The sequence below is a fragment of the Pseudooceanicola sediminis genome, assembly GCF_003575965.1.
Lineage (GTDB): Bacteria > Pseudomonadota > Alphaproteobacteria > Rhodobacterales > Rhodobacteraceae > Pseudooceanicola > Pseudooceanicola sediminis.
On the sequence record NZ_QWJJ01000003.1, the window covers coordinates 148,352 to 163,605 of the forward strand.

Below are 15,254 nucleotides of genomic sequence, written 5' to 3' on the forward strand. Positions count from 1 at the left end.
CCGACGGACTGAAAGGCGCCGACCGTGTTCAACCTCTTCGTGCTGCAACTGCTCAACGGGGCGCAGTTCGGAATCCTCCTGTTCCTGGTGGCGGCGGGGCTGACCCTCGTCTTCGGGATCATGGATTTCATCAACCTCGCCCACGGGGTTCTCTACATGGTCGGTGCCTACCTGATGGCGATGCTGTCGGCCCTGACCGGCAGTTTCTGGGGCGGGCTGCTGCTGGCCTTGCCGGCGACGCTGGTGTTCGGGCTGGTGCTTGAGTTCCTGGTGTTCAGGCGGCTCTATGACCGTTCCCACCTCGACCAGGTGCTGGCCACCTTCGGCCTGGTCATGATCCTGTCGGAAGGGGTCAAGATCATCTGGGGTGCCGCGCCGCTCAGCGTGTCGATGCCGGACGTGCTGTCGGGATCGATCCCCTTGCTGGGGCCGCTGCGCTATCCGGTCTATCGCCTTGCGGTGATTGCGGCAGGGCTTGCCTCGGCGGTCGGCCTCTGGGCACTGATCAACCACACGCGGGCGGGGATGCTGCTGCGCGCAGGGGCCTCGAACCGCGCGATGGTTTCGGCCCTGGGCGTGGATATCTCGCGCCTGTTCATGCTGGTCTTCGCCTTTGGGGCGATGCTGGCGGGCTTTGCCGGTGCCATCGTCGCGCCGATCCTGTCCGTCGATCCGGGCATGGGCGAAAGCATCCTGATCCTGACCTTCGTGGTGATCGTCATCGGCGGCGTCGGTTCTATCCGTGGCGCGTTTCTTGCAGCCCTTCTGGTGGGTGTCGTCGATACCGTCGGGCGCACTTTCGGTCCCATCCTGCTGCGGATGGTGATGGAGCCGGCGGCCGCGGCGCAACTGGGGCGCACCCTTGCCCCGATGCTGGTCTACCTGCTGATGGCGGCGGTCCTGTTTTATTCCCCGACCGGCCTGTTCGGGCGCAAGGCGGCCAGATGAACCTGCGTCCACGCCTGATTGCCGCCCTCGCGATCTTCGTGGGCATGGCACTGGTGCCGCCTGTCGCCGCGGCCCTTGGTGACCCGTTTCTGACTGTCATTGCCAGCCGGATGCTGGTCTTTGCCATCGCCGCCCTGTCGCTCGACCTGATCCTCGGCTACGGCGCGATGGTCAGCTTCGGCCATGCCGCATATGTCGGGGTCGGTGCCTATGCCGTGGCGATCGGCGCGCGCTTCGGCGTCACGGACCTGCTGGCGCAGATGGCGCTCGGTGCACTGATGTCTGCTGCCTTCGCGCTGGTGACCGGCGCGATCAGCCTGCGCACCCGCGGCGTCTATTTCATCATGATCACGCTCGCCTTCGCGCAGATGGCGTTTTTCTTCTTTGTCTCGCAAAGCAGCCTTGGCGGCGACGATGGCGTGGCGCTGACCGCACGCTCGACCCTGTTGTCTACCGATGTCCTGGAAAGCGATATCGCCTTTTTCTACACGATCCTGGCCGTGCTGGTGTTGTGCTACGGGGGCCTCTACCGGCTGACCAATGCGCGCTTTGGCCGGGTCCTGACCGGCACACGGGAAAATCCGCTGCGTATGCAGGCCATCGGCTACCGACCCTTTCCCTATCAGCTGACCGCCTATGTGATTGCCGCCTGCATCGCCTCGGTCGCGGGCGTCCTGCTGGCCAACCAGACGGAATACGTCTCGCCGGCCTATATGGCATGGTCCCGTTCCGGCGAACTGATCGTCATGCTTGTGCTGGGCGGTATCGGTACGCTGACCGGGGCGATGGCGGGCGCGCTGATCACCGTGGGTCTGGAGCATACGTTCGCGGCGTGGTCCGAACACTGGCGCCTGGGCTTCGGGCTGCTGCTGGTCCTTGTCGTGCTGTTCTCGCCCGATGGCATCACAGGCCTTTTGAAACGGCTGGGGGTTGGGCCTCGCCATGACTGAACCGCTGTTGCAAGTCCGGGCATTGCGCAAATCCTTCGGCGCGCTTGCCGTCACCGATGATGTGTCGCTGTCGGTGACCGAGGGGGAACTGCATGCAATCATCGGGCCGAACGGCGCGGGAAAGACCACGCTGATTTCCCAGCTCTCGGGGCAGTTGGCACCGGACAGCGGCACGATTCTCTATGACGGTGCACCGATCACCCGGCTGGATATGGCCGCGCGCGTGCGCCGTGGCCTGGCGCGCAGTTTCCAGATCACGGCGTTGCTGCCGGGGATGAGCGTTCTGGAAAACGTCTCCCTTGCGGTGCAGGCCCGCAGCGGGTCGTCCTACCGTTTCTGGCGTCCCGTCGCGGATGACGCGGCATTGTCCCAGGAGGCGATGCAGGCGCTGGATGAGGTCGGTCTTGCCGACCGGGCACACCGTCCCGCCCGCGCCCTGTCGCACGGCGAACAGCGCCAGTTGGAACTGGCTGTCGCCCTTGCCACCAAACCGCGCCTCTTGCTGCTGGATGAACCCCTGGCCGGCACCGGCGGGCAAGAGGCCGAGGTGCTGATCTCCCTGATGCGGCGCCTGAAAGACCGCCTGACGATCGTGTTGATCGAACATGACATGGGGGCTGTCTTTGCGCTGGCGGATCGCGTCTCGGTCCTTGTCTATGGACAGATCGCTGCCAGCGGCACCCCCGGCGATATCCGCGCCGACCCGAAGGTGCGCGCGGCCTATCTGGGCGAAGAGGAGGAGGGCACGCCAGATGCTTGAGGTGACGGGGCTTGAGGCCGCTTATGGCGAAAGCCGCGTGTTGTTCGGCATCGACCTGCATGTCGCAGCGGGCGAGGTCGTGACCCTGATGGGACGTAACGGCATGGGCAAGACGACGACGGTACACTCCATCTTCGGCCTGCTCCGCCCGCGCGCCGGGCGCGTCGCGATCAATGGTGTCGATCTGACCGGTGCCAGCCCGCATCGCATTGCCCGCGCCGGCCTCGGCCTGGTGCCCGAGGGCCGCCAGATCTTTCCCACCCTCTCGGTCGAGGAAAACCTGATCGCCACGGCGCGCGGCAATGGTCCCTGGGATCTGGCCGCGATATGGGCACTGTTCCCGCGGCTCCGCGACCGCCGCCGCAACATGGGCGACCAACTGTCGGGGGGCGAGCAACAGATGCTGGCGATTGGCCGCGCGCTGATGACCAACCCGTCGCTGATGGTGCTGGACGAAGCGACCGAGGGCCTGGCCCCGCTGATCCGGGCCGAGATATGGGCCTGCCTTGGCCGCATCCGCGATCAGGGCGCGGCGATCCTGGTGATCGACAAGAACGTCGACGCGATGGCGCGGCTGGCCGACCGCCATGTCGTGATCGAAAAGGGCCGTGTCGTCTGGTCCGGCACGTCCGCCGACCTGCTGGGCGATGCGCGCGTCAAGGAAAACTGGCTCCAGGTCTGACACGCCTTGAAACCCGGCCTCGTCCCGGCGCATCCTGTGGCCAAAGACACGGCTGAAAGGGACGCCCCGATGACCACCCCGCTCTTTGTTCAGGTGCGCTGCAAACCGGGCACGACCTATGATGTCGCCAACGCCATTTCCCTGCGCGAATTCCACTCCGAACTCTACTCGACGAGCGGAGAGTTCGACCTGCTGGTCAAGATATATCCGCCCGAAGGTGGCGACATCGGCCACTTCGTCAACGAAAGCTTTGGCGGCATCGACGGGATCGAACGCACCCTGACAACGCTGACTTTCAAGGCGTTCTAGAGCAGCTGCGCCAGAACCTGCCGCACGCGCGCGATATCTGCGGGACGCGTCAGGGTTGGCGCGTGGCCGCAATCTTGCAGCACCGTCACCCCCGGTTGCGGCCCGAGTTGCTGCATGCGCTCCGCTATTTCCGGCGTCAGCAGATCCGAGCGTGCCCCGCGCACCACATGCGTCGGCACGGTGATGCGGGCATAGCGGTCCCAGACCAGAACCTCGTCCGGCGATGCGGTGAACTGGATCACGATCTTGGGGTCGTAATGCAGGGTCAGGTCGCCGCCCTCCATTCGGTGCAGCGACGTGCGTGCCATCCGCCGCCAAAAGGCATCGCTGGCCGGGCCGAACGGTTGATACACCTCGCGCAGCCATGCCTCGCCGCCCGAAACGCGGCTGAACCGCGGCAGATCCCCGACATAGGACAGGATGCGGTCGATCGCTGACTGCGGTATCTCGGGGCCGATGTCGTTCAGGATCAGACAGCGCAGCCGGTCGGCATTCGGCCCCGACGCCAGCCGCATCCCGATCATCCCCCCCATCGAGGTGCCCAGCCAGGCCACACGCTCCTGCCCGTAGTGATCCAGCAGGTCACCCGCGATCCCGGCATAGTATTCGACTGAATATTCGACCTCCGGGTCGCTGGCCCAACTCGACAGGCCGCGTCCGATGGTGTCGGGGCACAGGACAAAGAAATCCTCCGACAGCGCCTGCGCCAGCTCGTCGAAATCGCGGCCCGTGCGGGCCAGACCATGCCACATCACCAACCCCGGTTTGCCCGGATCGCCCCATTCCGTGACGTGAATTTCGTGGTCCATCACCGGGACCAGCGCAAAGCGGGGCGCATTCATTGCCGCACCCCTTTTTCCATCGCTGTGCCCGCGATGCCCTTGGGAAAGAAATAGACCAGCAAAATGAACAGGATGCCCAGCCAGAACAGCCAGCGATCCGGGTTCAGCAACTCTGGCAACACAGGTACCGACGATACCGCCTCGGCCGCCACCCCCATCAGGTCGCGCAGATAGTATTGCGCGATCACCAGCAGCGTCGCGCCGATCACCGGGCCCCACATCGTCCCCATGCCGCCGATCACCACCATCAACAGGATGTCGATCATGATGTCGAAACTCAGCGCCGTTTCCGGCCCCGTGTATTTCAGCCACACGGCATAGATCGTGCCCGCCAGCGACGCCACCACCGCCGAGATGCAAAAGACGAAGGTGCGATAGGCGACGACCCGATATCCGATCGCCTCCGCCCGGGCCTCGTTCTCCCGGATCGCCTTCAGCACGGTGCCAAGGGGCGAGCCGACCAGCCGCAGCATCAGCGCGAACAGCACGGCGGACGAGGCAAAGACGAAATAATACGCCGCGATCTTGCCGTTCATCCGCACCCCGGCGATTTTCATCACCTTGCCGTCGGCATCGACCAACAGCTTGGTCGCGGGTTTGAACAGATCCGGCGCGCTGTAGGTGATGCCGTCCTCGCCCCCCGTCAGGTGCGACAGTTGCGACGCCAGGACCAGCGCGACAGACGCCGCCGCCAGCGTGATCATGGCGAAAAAGATCGCCTTGACCCGCAGCGACAGCAACCCGATGGCCACCGCGATGACCAGCGACAGCGCGATACCGGCCAACCCGCCAAGCACCACCGGCCCCCATCCCGGCCCCATCTGTTTCAGCAGGATCGCCGCACCATAGGCCCCGAAGCCAAAGAACATCGTATGGGCAAAGCTCACGATGCCGGTATAGCCGATCAGCAGATCGTAGCTGGCCACCAGCACGATAAAGATGCAGATCCGCGCCGCCACCTCGACCGAGCGCACGTCCTGGAACAGGAACGGCGCGAACAGCAGCGCGGCGGCAATCAGCAGGACCATCAGCTTGACGGCGATACTTCCGTAGGTGGATGTCGTGGTCATGACGCCGCCCTCACTTCACTGCTGGGCGAAGGCCCGAAGGCCGCCACATCAGGATCGCCATCATCAGGATCATGTTCGACGCCAGCGCCAGCTTTGGGGCCAGAAAGCCCACGTAATTGCTGATCAGCCCCACCATCAGCGCGCCCAGCAGGGTGCCCTCGATGCTGCCCAGACCACCGATGATCACCACGATGAAAACGACGATCATCATTTCTCCGCCCAATGCGGGGGTGATCAGCGTCTGGTATCCCGCCCACATCGCCCCGCCGAGCGCGGCCAGCGCCGATCCCAGCATGAAGACGCCCACGAACAGACGGTCGATGCGAAAGCCGAGGGCCTCGACCATCTCGCGGTTCTCCACTCCGGCGCGGATCAGCAGGCCCAGCCGGGTGCGGTTCAGCATGACATAGAGCGCCGCGAACACGATCAGCCCGAGGGCAAAGGCAAAGCCGCGATAGATCTCGATGCTGACATCCCCGATGATCCAGGCGCCTTCCAGGAACGCGGGGCGGTGCACGGTGATTGGCGTTCCTCCCCAGAGTGCCAGGATGATTTGTTCCGACACGATCAGCGCGCCCATGGTGATCAGGATCTGCCGCAGGTGATCCTTGTACACCGGCTTGATGATCACCCGTTCAAAGAACAGCCCCGCCGCCAGACCAAAGGCCAGCGCCGCGATCAGCGCCAGCGCCAGGGCGGCGACGTTCAGCAACACCGATGGCGCGCTGAGCCAACCCGACAGGCCCGCAAGAACGCTGGCCGCGACAAAGGCCCCGAAACTGACAAACGCCGAATGGCCAAAGTTCAGCACATCCATCAGGCCAAACACCAGCGACAGGCCCGATGCCATCAGGAACACCATCATCCCCATGGCCAGCCCGGCCACCGTCAGCGTGACCCAGGACGAAGGTGCACCGATCAGGACCAGCCCCACCAGCATCACCGCGACGGGCAGCAGGTTCACCCCACCCAGCTTTCCAATCAATCCGATCATCCCCAGTTCCTTCATACCGCGAGGCCAAGCAGCCGGTCCTGCAGATCCGCATTTGCCGCGAACTCCGCCATACTGCCCGCATGGACGATCCGCCCGTCGTCGATCACCGCCATGTCGCGCCCCAGGCGCCTGGCAAACTGGAAATTCTGCTCGACCAGCAGGATCGTCGTGTTCTGCCCGATCTCGGCAAAGGCATCCGCCATGGCATCGACGATGGCCGGGGCAAGGCCCTTTGTCGGCTCGTCCACCAGGATCAGCTCACGCGGTTCGATGATTGCGCGGGCCACGGCCAGCATCTGTTTCTGTCCGCCGGACAGGCTGCCTGCGCGGCTGTCCCAGAATTTCTCCAGCGCCGGAAACAGCGCCTGCACATAGGCCAGGCGGGATTTGTCGAACTGGCCGGTACGCGTGGCCAGCACCATGTTCTCGGCCACGCTCAGCCCGCCGAATATGCCCATGTTTTCCGGCACGAAGGCGATGCCCAGCCGGGCGATGTCGGCCGTGTGCATCCCCGAAAGGTCGCGCCCGCGAAAGAACACCGAAGCGGGCGAAGGGCTCCACAACCCCATGACGGACCGCAGCGTCGTCGTCTTGCCCGCGCCATTGCGCCCCAGCAGCACGAAAACCCCGCCCTCCGGCACCTCGATGCTGACGTCGTGCAGCACGGCATACTGACCGATGCTTGTGCGCAGGCCGCGCAAACTCAGCAGGCTCATGCGACCCCCTCCGACTTGCCCAGGTAGACATCGCGCACCAGCTGGCTTGCCATAACCTCGGCCGGATCGCCCTGCGCCAGCAGTTCACCGTTGTGCAGCACGATGATCCGGTCGGCCAGCGCACGCACCACCTCCATCTTGTGCTCGACCAGCAGGACGGTTTTCGTGGTGTCGCGCTTGATCCCGGCGATCAGCTCCAGCACTTCGGGGGCATGGTCCAGCGACATGCCCGCGGTTGGCTCGTCGAACATGTAGACATCGGGCTCCATCGCCATCAGCAGCGCCACCTCCAGCTTGCGCTGATCGCCATGCGGCAACAGCGCGGCGGGCTGATGGGCGCGGGCGCCCAGGCGTGTCGCCTCAAGGAAATGTTCGGCCTTCTCGCTCAGCACGCGAAAATGGCGGACCGGGCGCAACATGCGCCAGCCCATTCCCGCACGGGCCTGCACCGCCAGCCGGATGTTTTCCAGCACCGAAAGCGCGGGAAACAGGTTGGTCAGCTGGAACGCCCGGCCGATCCCGTGGTGTGCCCGCGCCGAAGGTGCCATCCTTGTCAGGTCGACGCCGTCCTTGATGACCTGCCCGGAACTGGCGCTCAGCTGACCCGAGATCAGGTTGAAATAGGTCGTCTTTCCCGCGCCGTTCGGGCCAACGATCACCGTCAGCTCTCCGGGGTGAAAGGCGCAGGAAACCGCGTTGACAGCCACATGGCCGCCAAAGCGGATCGTCAGATCGCGCGTGATAAGGCTGGGTTGGGTCATGGTGCCCCGAATTCTGTGAAAAGGGTGCCCCGGTCGAAACACACGACCGGGGCAGGGCGCGTCAGTCGTTGTGACGGCCGATGGGGATGTCCATCTCATCGGGTTCGATGATGCGTACCAGATCGGGGATCGCCCAGTCGACACTATCATCGACGCGGATCTTGAAGTGCACCATGCTCTGCAACGCCTGATGATCCTCGGGGCGAAAGGTCATCTCGCCCTTGGGCGTATCCCACGACATGCCCTCCATCGCGGTGATCAGGTCTTCGGTCTCAAGGCTGTCGGCGGTTTCGATCGCTTTCACGACCGCCAGCGCGGCAGACATCCCCCCGGCGGTAAAGAAATCCGGCGGGGTCTCAAAACGCTTCATGTGCTCCTCGACCAGCCAGTTGTTGATCGGGTTGTCATAGGCTTCGTAGTAATAATAAACCGCGCCCTCCATCCCGGGAAACCGCTTGTAGGTCGGCAGCACCGGCAGGATATGCCCGCCCATGGAAATCTCGATGCCATAGCGGTCCGGGTCCATCGCCTTGATCTTGCCGGGCGCGTCGCCGCCGCCCGCGATGTAGACCAGGATCACCTTGCGACCGTCCTTGTCTTTCAGCGCGTTGAACATGCGCTCGGTTGCGGCGGTGAAATCGGCGGTGCCCTGGGGGACGTATTCCTCGCCCACCACGGTCGCGCCGCTGCCCTCCAGCGCTGCCTTGAACGCGGAGATGCCATCGCGGCCAAAGGCGTAATCCTCGGCCAGGGTCGCCACGAACAGCGTCTCGTCCGGTTGCAGCGCAAGCGCCTGTGCCTGCATGTCCATCGAGGAATTGCGCGAGGTCTTGAAGATATAGCGATTGCTGTCCGGTCCCGTCAGGCTGTCGGCCACGGCGGGTTCGACGATCAGCAGCTTCTCGTATTCCTCGGCAATCGGCAGCATCGCCTGCGTCACGCCCGACGACGTTGCCCCGACGGCCAGCAACACTTCGTCGTCGCCATAGGCTTCGGCCAGAACGGCGCGCGCGACATCGGGCTTGAACTGCGTGTCCTTGGTGATGATCTCGATCGGGTGCCCCTTGACGGTGTTCGTGCCGCCGGTGGCATATTCCAGCCCCAGCTCGAACCCGGTCTGCGCCTGCTTCGAAAACGCCTCGAAGCTCGATCCCGACAGCCCGTGGATCAGGGCGATCCTGATCGGGTCCTCCTGTGCCATCACCGCGCTGCCAAGGCTTGTCACGGCCAGGGCTGCGCAAACCACCTGTCTCAAATGTCTCATGATATCCTCCCAGATAACGCAGAGGACGCGCGTTGCGGGTCGCGGGCACGTGCTCTACCGTATGCGACAAGAGTCCACCGCATGGGCAGTCTGGGCAAGATCGTGAAAATACGTACCGCGCCGGAAACCGGCGAAGACATCGACAGGTGTTTCGAGAACGGCGATTTCGCCGCACTTGCCTATGCCCACGCGCCCATCGGCCTTGTCGTCACGCAGAACCGGGTGATCCGCGACTGCAACCTCGCGTTTGCCGCTATGTTCGGCTATCGCCCGGCGGACCTGCGCGACCAGCTGTTCGCGCGCCTCTACCCAAGCCCGGCCGAATTTTCCAACGTCCGGGATCGCGGTGTCGAACAATTGCGCGAAACCAATACCTACTGGGACGAACGGATCATGGCGCGCCGCGATGGCACCTTGTTCTGGTGCCGCGTGCGGGGGCATTCCTTTACCCCCGACGCCCCCCTTGATCGCGCCGTCTGGAGCTTTGCTGATCTCAGCCAGATCCGCCCCTACATCCCCCTGACCCGGCGCGAACGAGAGATCATCTCGCTGCTGGCCGACGGTCTGACCAGCAAGGAAATCGCGCTGAAACTCGATATCTCGCATCGCACGGTCGAGGTGTATCGTGCCAAGCTGCTCAAGAAATTCGGTGTAAACAATACCAGCGGCCTGCTGAACTGCCTCGCCGGGGTCTACCAGGATCACATCGTCACGCGCAGCGATGCCAAATAGGCCGATGGCAATCACCCTCGCTTGATCTCCGATTGTTTTTGTAGGGTATGCGCTTGACCCGTCATTTCCGACGCGATAGCCCGAACGCTGACTGCGGCAGGCCCCTGCGCCCGCGCGCGTCACGCCATCGGAGAGAGCCATGCCCCTGATTTCCGCGCCTCTGAAAGCCGCCGCCGGCGCCCTTCTTGTCGCCCTGTGCAGCGTGGGCGTCGCCCTGGCCGATCCCGTGACCGTCGACACGTCGACCGGTCCCGTCGAACTGGCGGGCGTCCCCGATACCATCGCGGCGCTGGACATCGCGGCGATCGACACGCTGGGCGCGCTGGGCGTCGTGCCGGGTGGAATAGTCACGCCGCTCTACCTCGATATCCTGGACCGGGAAACGCAGGGGGCGACGGTCGTCGGCACCATGTTCGAGGCCAACTTTGAAAAACTCGCTGCCCTGCGCCCCGATCTCATCATCGTCGGTGGGCGATCCGCCGCGCAGACGCAGATGCTGTCGCGCCTTGCACCCGTGATCGACATGTCGATCGGACCGGATGCCATTGGCGACGGCATTGCGCGCCTCCACACCTACGGCGCCCTGTTCGGAAAACAACCCGAGGCCGACGCGCTGGAGGATCAGCTCGATACACGGATCGACGCGGCCAGGGCCGCCGTTGCCGCGCACGGGGGGCGCGCAATGATCATCCTGACCAACGGCCCCAAGGTGTCGGCCTATGGCGCGACCAGCCGCTTTGGCTGGCTTCATACCCGCCTGAACTGGCCCGAGGCGGTCGAGGGCATCCAGACATCCAACCACGGTGAACCCGTGTCGTTCGAATATATCGCGCAGGCCAACCCCGATACGCTGCTGGTGATCGACCGCGGTACGACCGTCAGCGACGGCGCGCAGAACGCCGCCGCCACGCTGGACAATCCGCTGGTCGCGGGCACCGAGGCGTGGAAATCCGGGCGCGTCATCTACCTGTCCACGGCCGAATCCTATGTGGCCGCCGGTGGCATTCGCTCGCTCATGCGCACGCTGGACCAGATCACCGACGCGCTGAACGCCCCGCAGCCGGAGGCAAAGCCCTGACACCGCTCCGCTGGAGCCTGGCCCTTGCGTGTCTTGCGGCGCTGGCCATCACCTCTCTGTTCATCGGCGCGGTGCCGGTGTCGCTGTCGGGTTTCCTGACCGACCCCGACAGCCAGCAGGTGCTGATTGTCAGCCGCCTTCCGCGCACCCTGGCGGCCCTGTTGGCGGGCGCGGCGCTGGCGGTCACCGGACAGATCATGCAGATCCTCGCGCGCAACCGCTTTGTCGAACCGATGACGGCCGGGGCGGGGCAAAGCGCGGCGCTCGGCATCCTGATCGCATCGGTGGTCTTCCCGGCCTCTGCCATCTGGGCCAAGATGGGGGTCTCGGCGCTGACCACCCTGATCGGCAGCGCGGGCCTGCTGCTGCTGATCCGGCCCCTGCCGCCGACCCAGCCGCTGCTGGTGCCGCTGGTGGCGCTGGTCTACGGCGGCGTGATCGGGGCAGTCGTCACCTTCTTTGCCTATCAGGGCGACATGATGCAGTTCCTCGGCAGCTGGCTCACGGGGGAACTCTCCGGGGTGCTTCAGGGCCGCTACGAACTGCTCTGGGGCGCTGCGGCGGCGGCAGGGGTCACCTGGCTGATCGCCGATCGCATCACCGTGCTCAGCCTGGGCGAAAACGCCGCGCGCGGCCTCGGCCTCAATGTCGCGCTGGTGTCGGGGCTGGGGCTGGCCGCGATCTCGGTCACCACGGCAATGGTGGTCGTGACCCTCGGCGCGATCCCCTTCGTCGGCCTCGTCATTCCCAATATCATCGCCCGCCGCATGGGCGACAACCTGCGCCGCGCGCTGCCGGTGGCGGCGCTGTCGGGCGCGGGTCTGGTGCTGGTGGGCGACATGCTGGGCCGCACCCTGCGCGCACCGTTCGAGATCCCCGTCGCCTCGCTGGTCGGGATCGCGGGCGCGGTCGTCTTCCTCGCACTGCTGTATTCCGAGCCGCGCCGTGGCTAAGCGTCTGATCCTCCTGTCGGCCCTGCTGCTGGTCGCCTGCGCCATCTACATCGGCCTAGGCGCCGAAGGCGCGTGGCGCTTTCTGCTGCCCTACCGCGCGACCAAGCTCGCGTCTATGCTGCTGGTCGGCATCGGCCTGTCGGTGGCCACGGTGCTGTTCCAGACCATCACCGCCAATCGCATCCTGACGCCCTCGGTCATGGGGTTCGATGCGCTCTATGTCATGGTGCTGACGGTGCTGGTGCATGTCCTTGGCGGCGTCGGCTATGCCAGCCTGCCCGCCGCGCTGCTGTTCGCGATGAACGTCGCGGGCATGACGGTGCTGGGGATGCTGCTGTTCGGCCTGCTGCAAAAGGGCGCGCGCGGCGACATCATGCGGCTGGTGCTGACGGGGCTGATCCTCGGCATCCTGTTGCGCTCGGTGACCGAGTTCCTGCAACGCATGATCGACCCGGCGGAATTCCAGATGGTGCAATCCGTCTCCTTCGCCCGCTTCACGCAGGTCGAACCGTCGTTGCTGGCGCTCTCGGCCCTGGTCACGCTGCCTGCGCTGGCCTTGGCCTGGGGGATGCGCAACCGCCTCGATGTGCTGGGGCTGGGCGATGCCACCGCCACCGGCCTTGGCGAAAACCCCAAGTCCGGGCAGGCCCAGGCGCTGGTGCTGATCTGCATCCTGGTCGCTGCCTCGACGGCCCTTGTCGGGCCGATGTCGGGCGGCGGCGGGTCGTTCTTCGGCCTCATCGTCACGGCCCTGGCCCATGTCATCACGCCCAGCGAACGCCACCGCATCCTGCTGCCCTCCGCCGCGCTGACCGGCTGCATCATCCTTGTCGGCGGACAGACCGTGATGGAACGCCTGCTTGACCTGACAACCCCCCTGACGGTGGTGATCGAACTGATCGGCGGCATTCTCTTCCTCGTCCTTCTGGTGAAAAGGAAACGCGCATGATCCGGCTCTCCGGCGTCAGTCATTTCATCGGCGGGGCACAGATCCTGCACGACATCTCGCTCGACCTGCCCAAGGGCGGCATCACCGCGCTGATCGGGCCGAACGGCGCAGGCAAAAGCACGCTGCTGTCGCTCATCGCCCGCCTGACGCCGCTGAAACAGGGCGAGATCACGGTCGACACGCTGAAAATCGGCGGCTGTTCCGACCGCGACCTTGCCCGCGTTCTCGCCATCATGGCGCAAAGCACCCATGTCTCTGCCCGCCTGCGCGTCCGCGAACTGGTCGGGTTCGGGCGCTATCCCTGGCACCGGGGCCGGCCGGGCCCCGCCGATCACGCCCTGATCGAAGCCGCGCTTGAACGGTTCGGCCTGCTGCCGATCGCTGACCGTTTCCTCGATGAAATCTCCGGCGGTCAGCGCCAGCGCGCCTTTGTCGCCATGGCCTTTGCGCAGGACACCGACTACCTGCTGCTTGATGAACCCCTGAACAACCTCGACATTGCCGGGGCGCGCGGGTTGATGCGGTTGCTGCGCGACATGGCAGACCGCGACGACAAGACCATCCTGATCGTGCTGCACGACATCAACTATGCCGCAGCCTTTGCCGATCGTATCGTTGCCTTGAAAAATGGGCGAATCGCGGCCACCGGCGCACCGGATCAGGTCATTTCCGACACGCTTTTGCGCGACGTTTTCGACACCGATGCCAAGATTTCGCGCATTGACGGGCGTCCCTTCGTGATGGTCTAGGCCCGTTCCGCCCAGGCGGCAAGGCGCGCGGGATTATAGTTGACTGTATTACTCAGTTATCTTAACTCCACGCTAAAGCCAGCGACGGTCACTGGGGACAGTCGATTTTCCCTCGAATCCCCTGCATCTCTGCCAGCAATTCAGAACTTCACCGGGCTCTGCTGGCCCCACCGGTGCATGACACGACGGGGCCAGACCCTTCCCGCGCGATACGGCCCGCCCGTTTCTCTTGGCCGGTGGGGCCTGGTCAAGCAGGCTATGCACGGTGGGCCGCGCCCACGAAATGATGCCGCCCTGCGGGCACGTCATTTGAAAAGGAGATCAACATGGTCAGGCAGCGTCTGGCACTTGCCGGGGTGGCACTCTTCATTGTCGCCGGGGCCGCATTCGGCCAAACCGACCCCTCTGCGTCCCTTGATGCTGCGCCCAGTGACTTGGCCACCAGTGACATGGCCCCCACTGACACGGCCCCCAGCGTTGGCGACACGATGCAGCCCATGGCGCTGCCGGGGGCGACGACCGACGCGGCCCCCTCTCTGCCCGGCACCATGGCCACAGCCAGCACGCCGACCGCGCCCTCTGCGCCGGTCGAGACGGCGGACAGCGCGACGCCCGACGCGGCGGCCGATACCGCGACGCCCGAAGCGGCGACCCCCGATACCGCGGCGCCCGAAGCGGCCCCCGATACAGCCTCTGCCGATGCCGCCGGGGATGCGCCTGCATCCGAACTGGCGCCGGTGCCTGCCGCAACACCGCAGCCACCCCGCACGGTCACTGCGATGCTGAACGACTCGCTCGACAGCGCGGTCAAGTTCCTGGTCGATGGCGGCCCGGCGATCTGGGCGATTGCTGCCCTGTCGATCATCACGGTCGCCCTGATCCTGTGGAAGATCTGGCGCCTCGTGCTGTCCGGGGCCTGGTCACGCCGCACCTCGCGCCGGGCCGTTCTGGCCTGGGAACAGGGCGAGGCCGCGACCGCCATCGCCCTTGTCGAGGGGCGCGGCGGTGTCCGCTCGCGCCTGGTGCGGGCCGCCATGCGTGCCCGTCTCGGCATGTCCGACGACGCCGCGCGCGAAGAGACGACCCGCGTTGCGCGCCGCCTTCTGACCGGCCAGGGCACCGCCCTGCGCGCGCTGGAACTGATCGCAACCATTGCGCCCCTGCTGGGTCTGCTCGGCACCGTGATGGGCATGATCTCGGCGTTCCAGGCGTTGCAGGAGGCCGGCAGCCAGGCTGACCCAGCCCTCCTCGCCGGCGGCATCTGGGAGGCGCTTCTGACCACCGCCGCCGGGATGGCCGTGGCCATTCCCGCCTCCGCCGCGCTGACCTGGTTCGAAGCGGTGCTGGATACGCTGCGCACCGACCTCGAAGATCTCTCGGCCCGTATCTTCATCGCGGATCTGCCGGGGCAGGGCATTGCCCAGGACGTGGGCCACGACCTCGGGCTGGGCTATTCCCGGGGCAGCCATCTGTCGAAACACGCGGCTCAATAGGGTC

The 15,254-nt window shown here is 65.4% G+C and carries 17 protein-coding genes; 11 read left to right on the top strand and 6 right to left on the bottom strand.

Going from position 1 to position 15,254, the window contains the following annotated elements:
* Positions 1-24 precede the first annotated feature (24 nt).
* From DL237_RS04310 to DL237_RS04330, 5 genes are all read left to right on the top strand, one after another.
* A complete protein-coding gene (locus DL237_RS04310) occupies positions 25-948 on the top strand; it encodes a branched-chain amino acid ABC transporter permease (protein WP_119397804.1) in 924 nt (307 codons plus the stop codon).
* Positions 945-1,898 carry a branched-chain amino acid ABC transporter permease gene (locus DL237_RS04315; protein ID WP_119397805.1) on the top strand — a complete coding sequence of 318 codons (954 nt, stop codon included), beginning with the start codon at positions 945-947 and terminating at the stop codon, positions 1,896-1,898. The genes DL237_RS04310 and DL237_RS04315 overlap by 4 nt, the downstream gene beginning before the upstream one ends.
* Positions 1,891-2,658 carry an ABC transporter ATP-binding protein gene (locus DL237_RS04320; protein WP_119397806.1) on the top strand — a complete coding sequence of 256 codons (768 nt, stop codon included), beginning with the start codon at positions 1,891-1,893 and terminating at the stop codon, positions 2,656-2,658. The genes DL237_RS04315 and DL237_RS04320 overlap by 8 nt, the downstream gene beginning before the upstream one ends.
* Complete coding sequence (locus DL237_RS04325; protein WP_119397807.1) at positions 2,651-3,340, top strand: ABC transporter ATP-binding protein; 690 nt, start codon at positions 2,651-2,653, stop codon at positions 3,338-3,340. The genes DL237_RS04320 and DL237_RS04325 overlap by 8 nt, the downstream gene beginning before the upstream one ends.
* Before the next feature lie 69 nt (positions 3,341-3,409).
* Positions 3,410-3,649 (top strand): Lrp/AsnC ligand binding domain-containing protein, encoded by a 240-nt coding sequence (locus DL237_RS04330; protein ID WP_119397808.1) that lies wholly within the window; start codon positions 3,410-3,412, stop codon positions 3,647-3,649.
* Here DL237_RS04330 and DL237_RS04335 read toward each other — a convergent pair.
* From DL237_RS04335 to DL237_RS04360, 6 genes are all read right to left on the bottom strand, one after another.
* Positions 3,646-4,491, bottom strand: coding sequence for an alpha/beta fold hydrolase (locus DL237_RS04335; RefSeq protein ID WP_119397809.1), 846 nt, complete (start codon positions 4,489-4,491; stop codon positions 3,646-3,648). The two genes, DL237_RS04330 and DL237_RS04335, sit on opposite strands and share 4 nt — an antisense overlap.
* On the bottom strand, positions 4,488-5,561 hold the full coding sequence (locus DL237_RS04340; RefSeq protein WP_119397810.1) for a branched-chain amino acid ABC transporter permease: 1,074 nt from the start codon (positions 5,559-5,561) through the stop codon (positions 4,488-4,490). The genes DL237_RS04335 and DL237_RS04340 overlap by 4 nt, the downstream gene beginning before the upstream one ends.
* 10 nt (positions 5,562-5,571) lie before the next feature.
* Positions 5,572-6,555, bottom strand: a complete 984-nt coding sequence (locus DL237_RS04345) for a branched-chain amino acid ABC transporter permease (protein ID WP_199671979.1) — start codon at positions 6,553-6,555, stop codon at positions 5,572-5,574.
* A gap of 11 nt (positions 6,556-6,566) precedes the next feature.
* On the bottom strand, positions 6,567-7,271 hold the full coding sequence (locus tag DL237_RS04350) for an ABC transporter ATP-binding protein (RefSeq protein ID WP_119397812.1): 705 nt from the start codon (positions 7,269-7,271) through the stop codon (positions 6,567-6,569).
* Positions 7,268-8,032 carry an ABC transporter ATP-binding protein gene (locus DL237_RS04355; RefSeq protein WP_119397813.1) on the bottom strand — a complete coding sequence of 255 codons (765 nt, stop codon included), beginning with the start codon at positions 8,030-8,032 and terminating at the stop codon, positions 7,268-7,270. The genes DL237_RS04350 and DL237_RS04355 overlap by 4 nt, the downstream gene beginning before the upstream one ends.
* A gap of 61 nt (positions 8,033-8,093) precedes the next feature.
* Entirely contained in the window at positions 8,094-9,296 is a 1,203-nt protein-coding gene (locus DL237_RS04360; protein ID WP_119397814.1) for a substrate-binding domain-containing protein, read from the bottom strand.
* 81 nt (positions 9,297-9,377) lie between these two features.
* On the opposite strand from DL237_RS04360, the gene DL237_RS04365 reads away from it, so the two are divergent.
* From DL237_RS04365 to DL237_RS04390, 6 genes are all read left to right on the top strand, one after another.
* On the top strand, positions 9,378-10,028 hold the full coding sequence (locus DL237_RS04365) for a helix-turn-helix transcriptional regulator (protein ID WP_119397815.1): 651 nt from the start codon (positions 9,378-9,380) through the stop codon (positions 10,026-10,028).
* A gap of 139 nt (positions 10,029-10,167) precedes the next feature.
* Positions 10,168-11,106, top strand: a complete 939-nt coding sequence (locus tag DL237_RS04370) for a siderophore ABC transporter substrate-binding protein (protein WP_119397816.1) — start codon at positions 10,168-10,170, stop codon at positions 11,104-11,106.
* A complete protein-coding gene (locus DL237_RS04375) occupies positions 11,103-12,059 on the top strand; it encodes an ABC transporter permease (RefSeq protein ID WP_119397966.1) in 957 nt (318 codons plus the stop codon). The genes DL237_RS04370 and DL237_RS04375 overlap by 4 nt, the downstream gene beginning before the upstream one ends.
* Positions 12,052-13,008: an iron chelate uptake ABC transporter family permease subunit gene (locus DL237_RS04380; RefSeq protein WP_119397817.1), complete on the top strand. Its 957-nt coding sequence runs from the start codon at positions 12,052-12,054 to the stop codon at positions 13,006-13,008. The genes DL237_RS04375 and DL237_RS04380 overlap by 8 nt, the downstream gene beginning before the upstream one ends.
* Positions 13,005-13,757 carry an iron ABC transporter ATP-binding protein gene (locus DL237_RS04385; protein ID WP_119397818.1) on the top strand — a complete coding sequence of 251 codons (753 nt, stop codon included), beginning with the start codon at positions 13,005-13,007 and terminating at the stop codon, positions 13,755-13,757. The genes DL237_RS04380 and DL237_RS04385 overlap by 4 nt, the downstream gene beginning before the upstream one ends.
* Before the next feature lie 326 nt (positions 13,758-14,083).
* Positions 14,084-15,250 carry a MotA/TolQ/ExbB proton channel family protein gene (locus DL237_RS04390; RefSeq protein ID WP_119397819.1) on the top strand — a complete coding sequence of 389 codons (1,167 nt, stop codon included), beginning with the start codon at positions 14,084-14,086 and terminating at the stop codon, positions 15,248-15,250.
* Positions 15,251-15,254 lie beyond the last annotated feature (4 nt).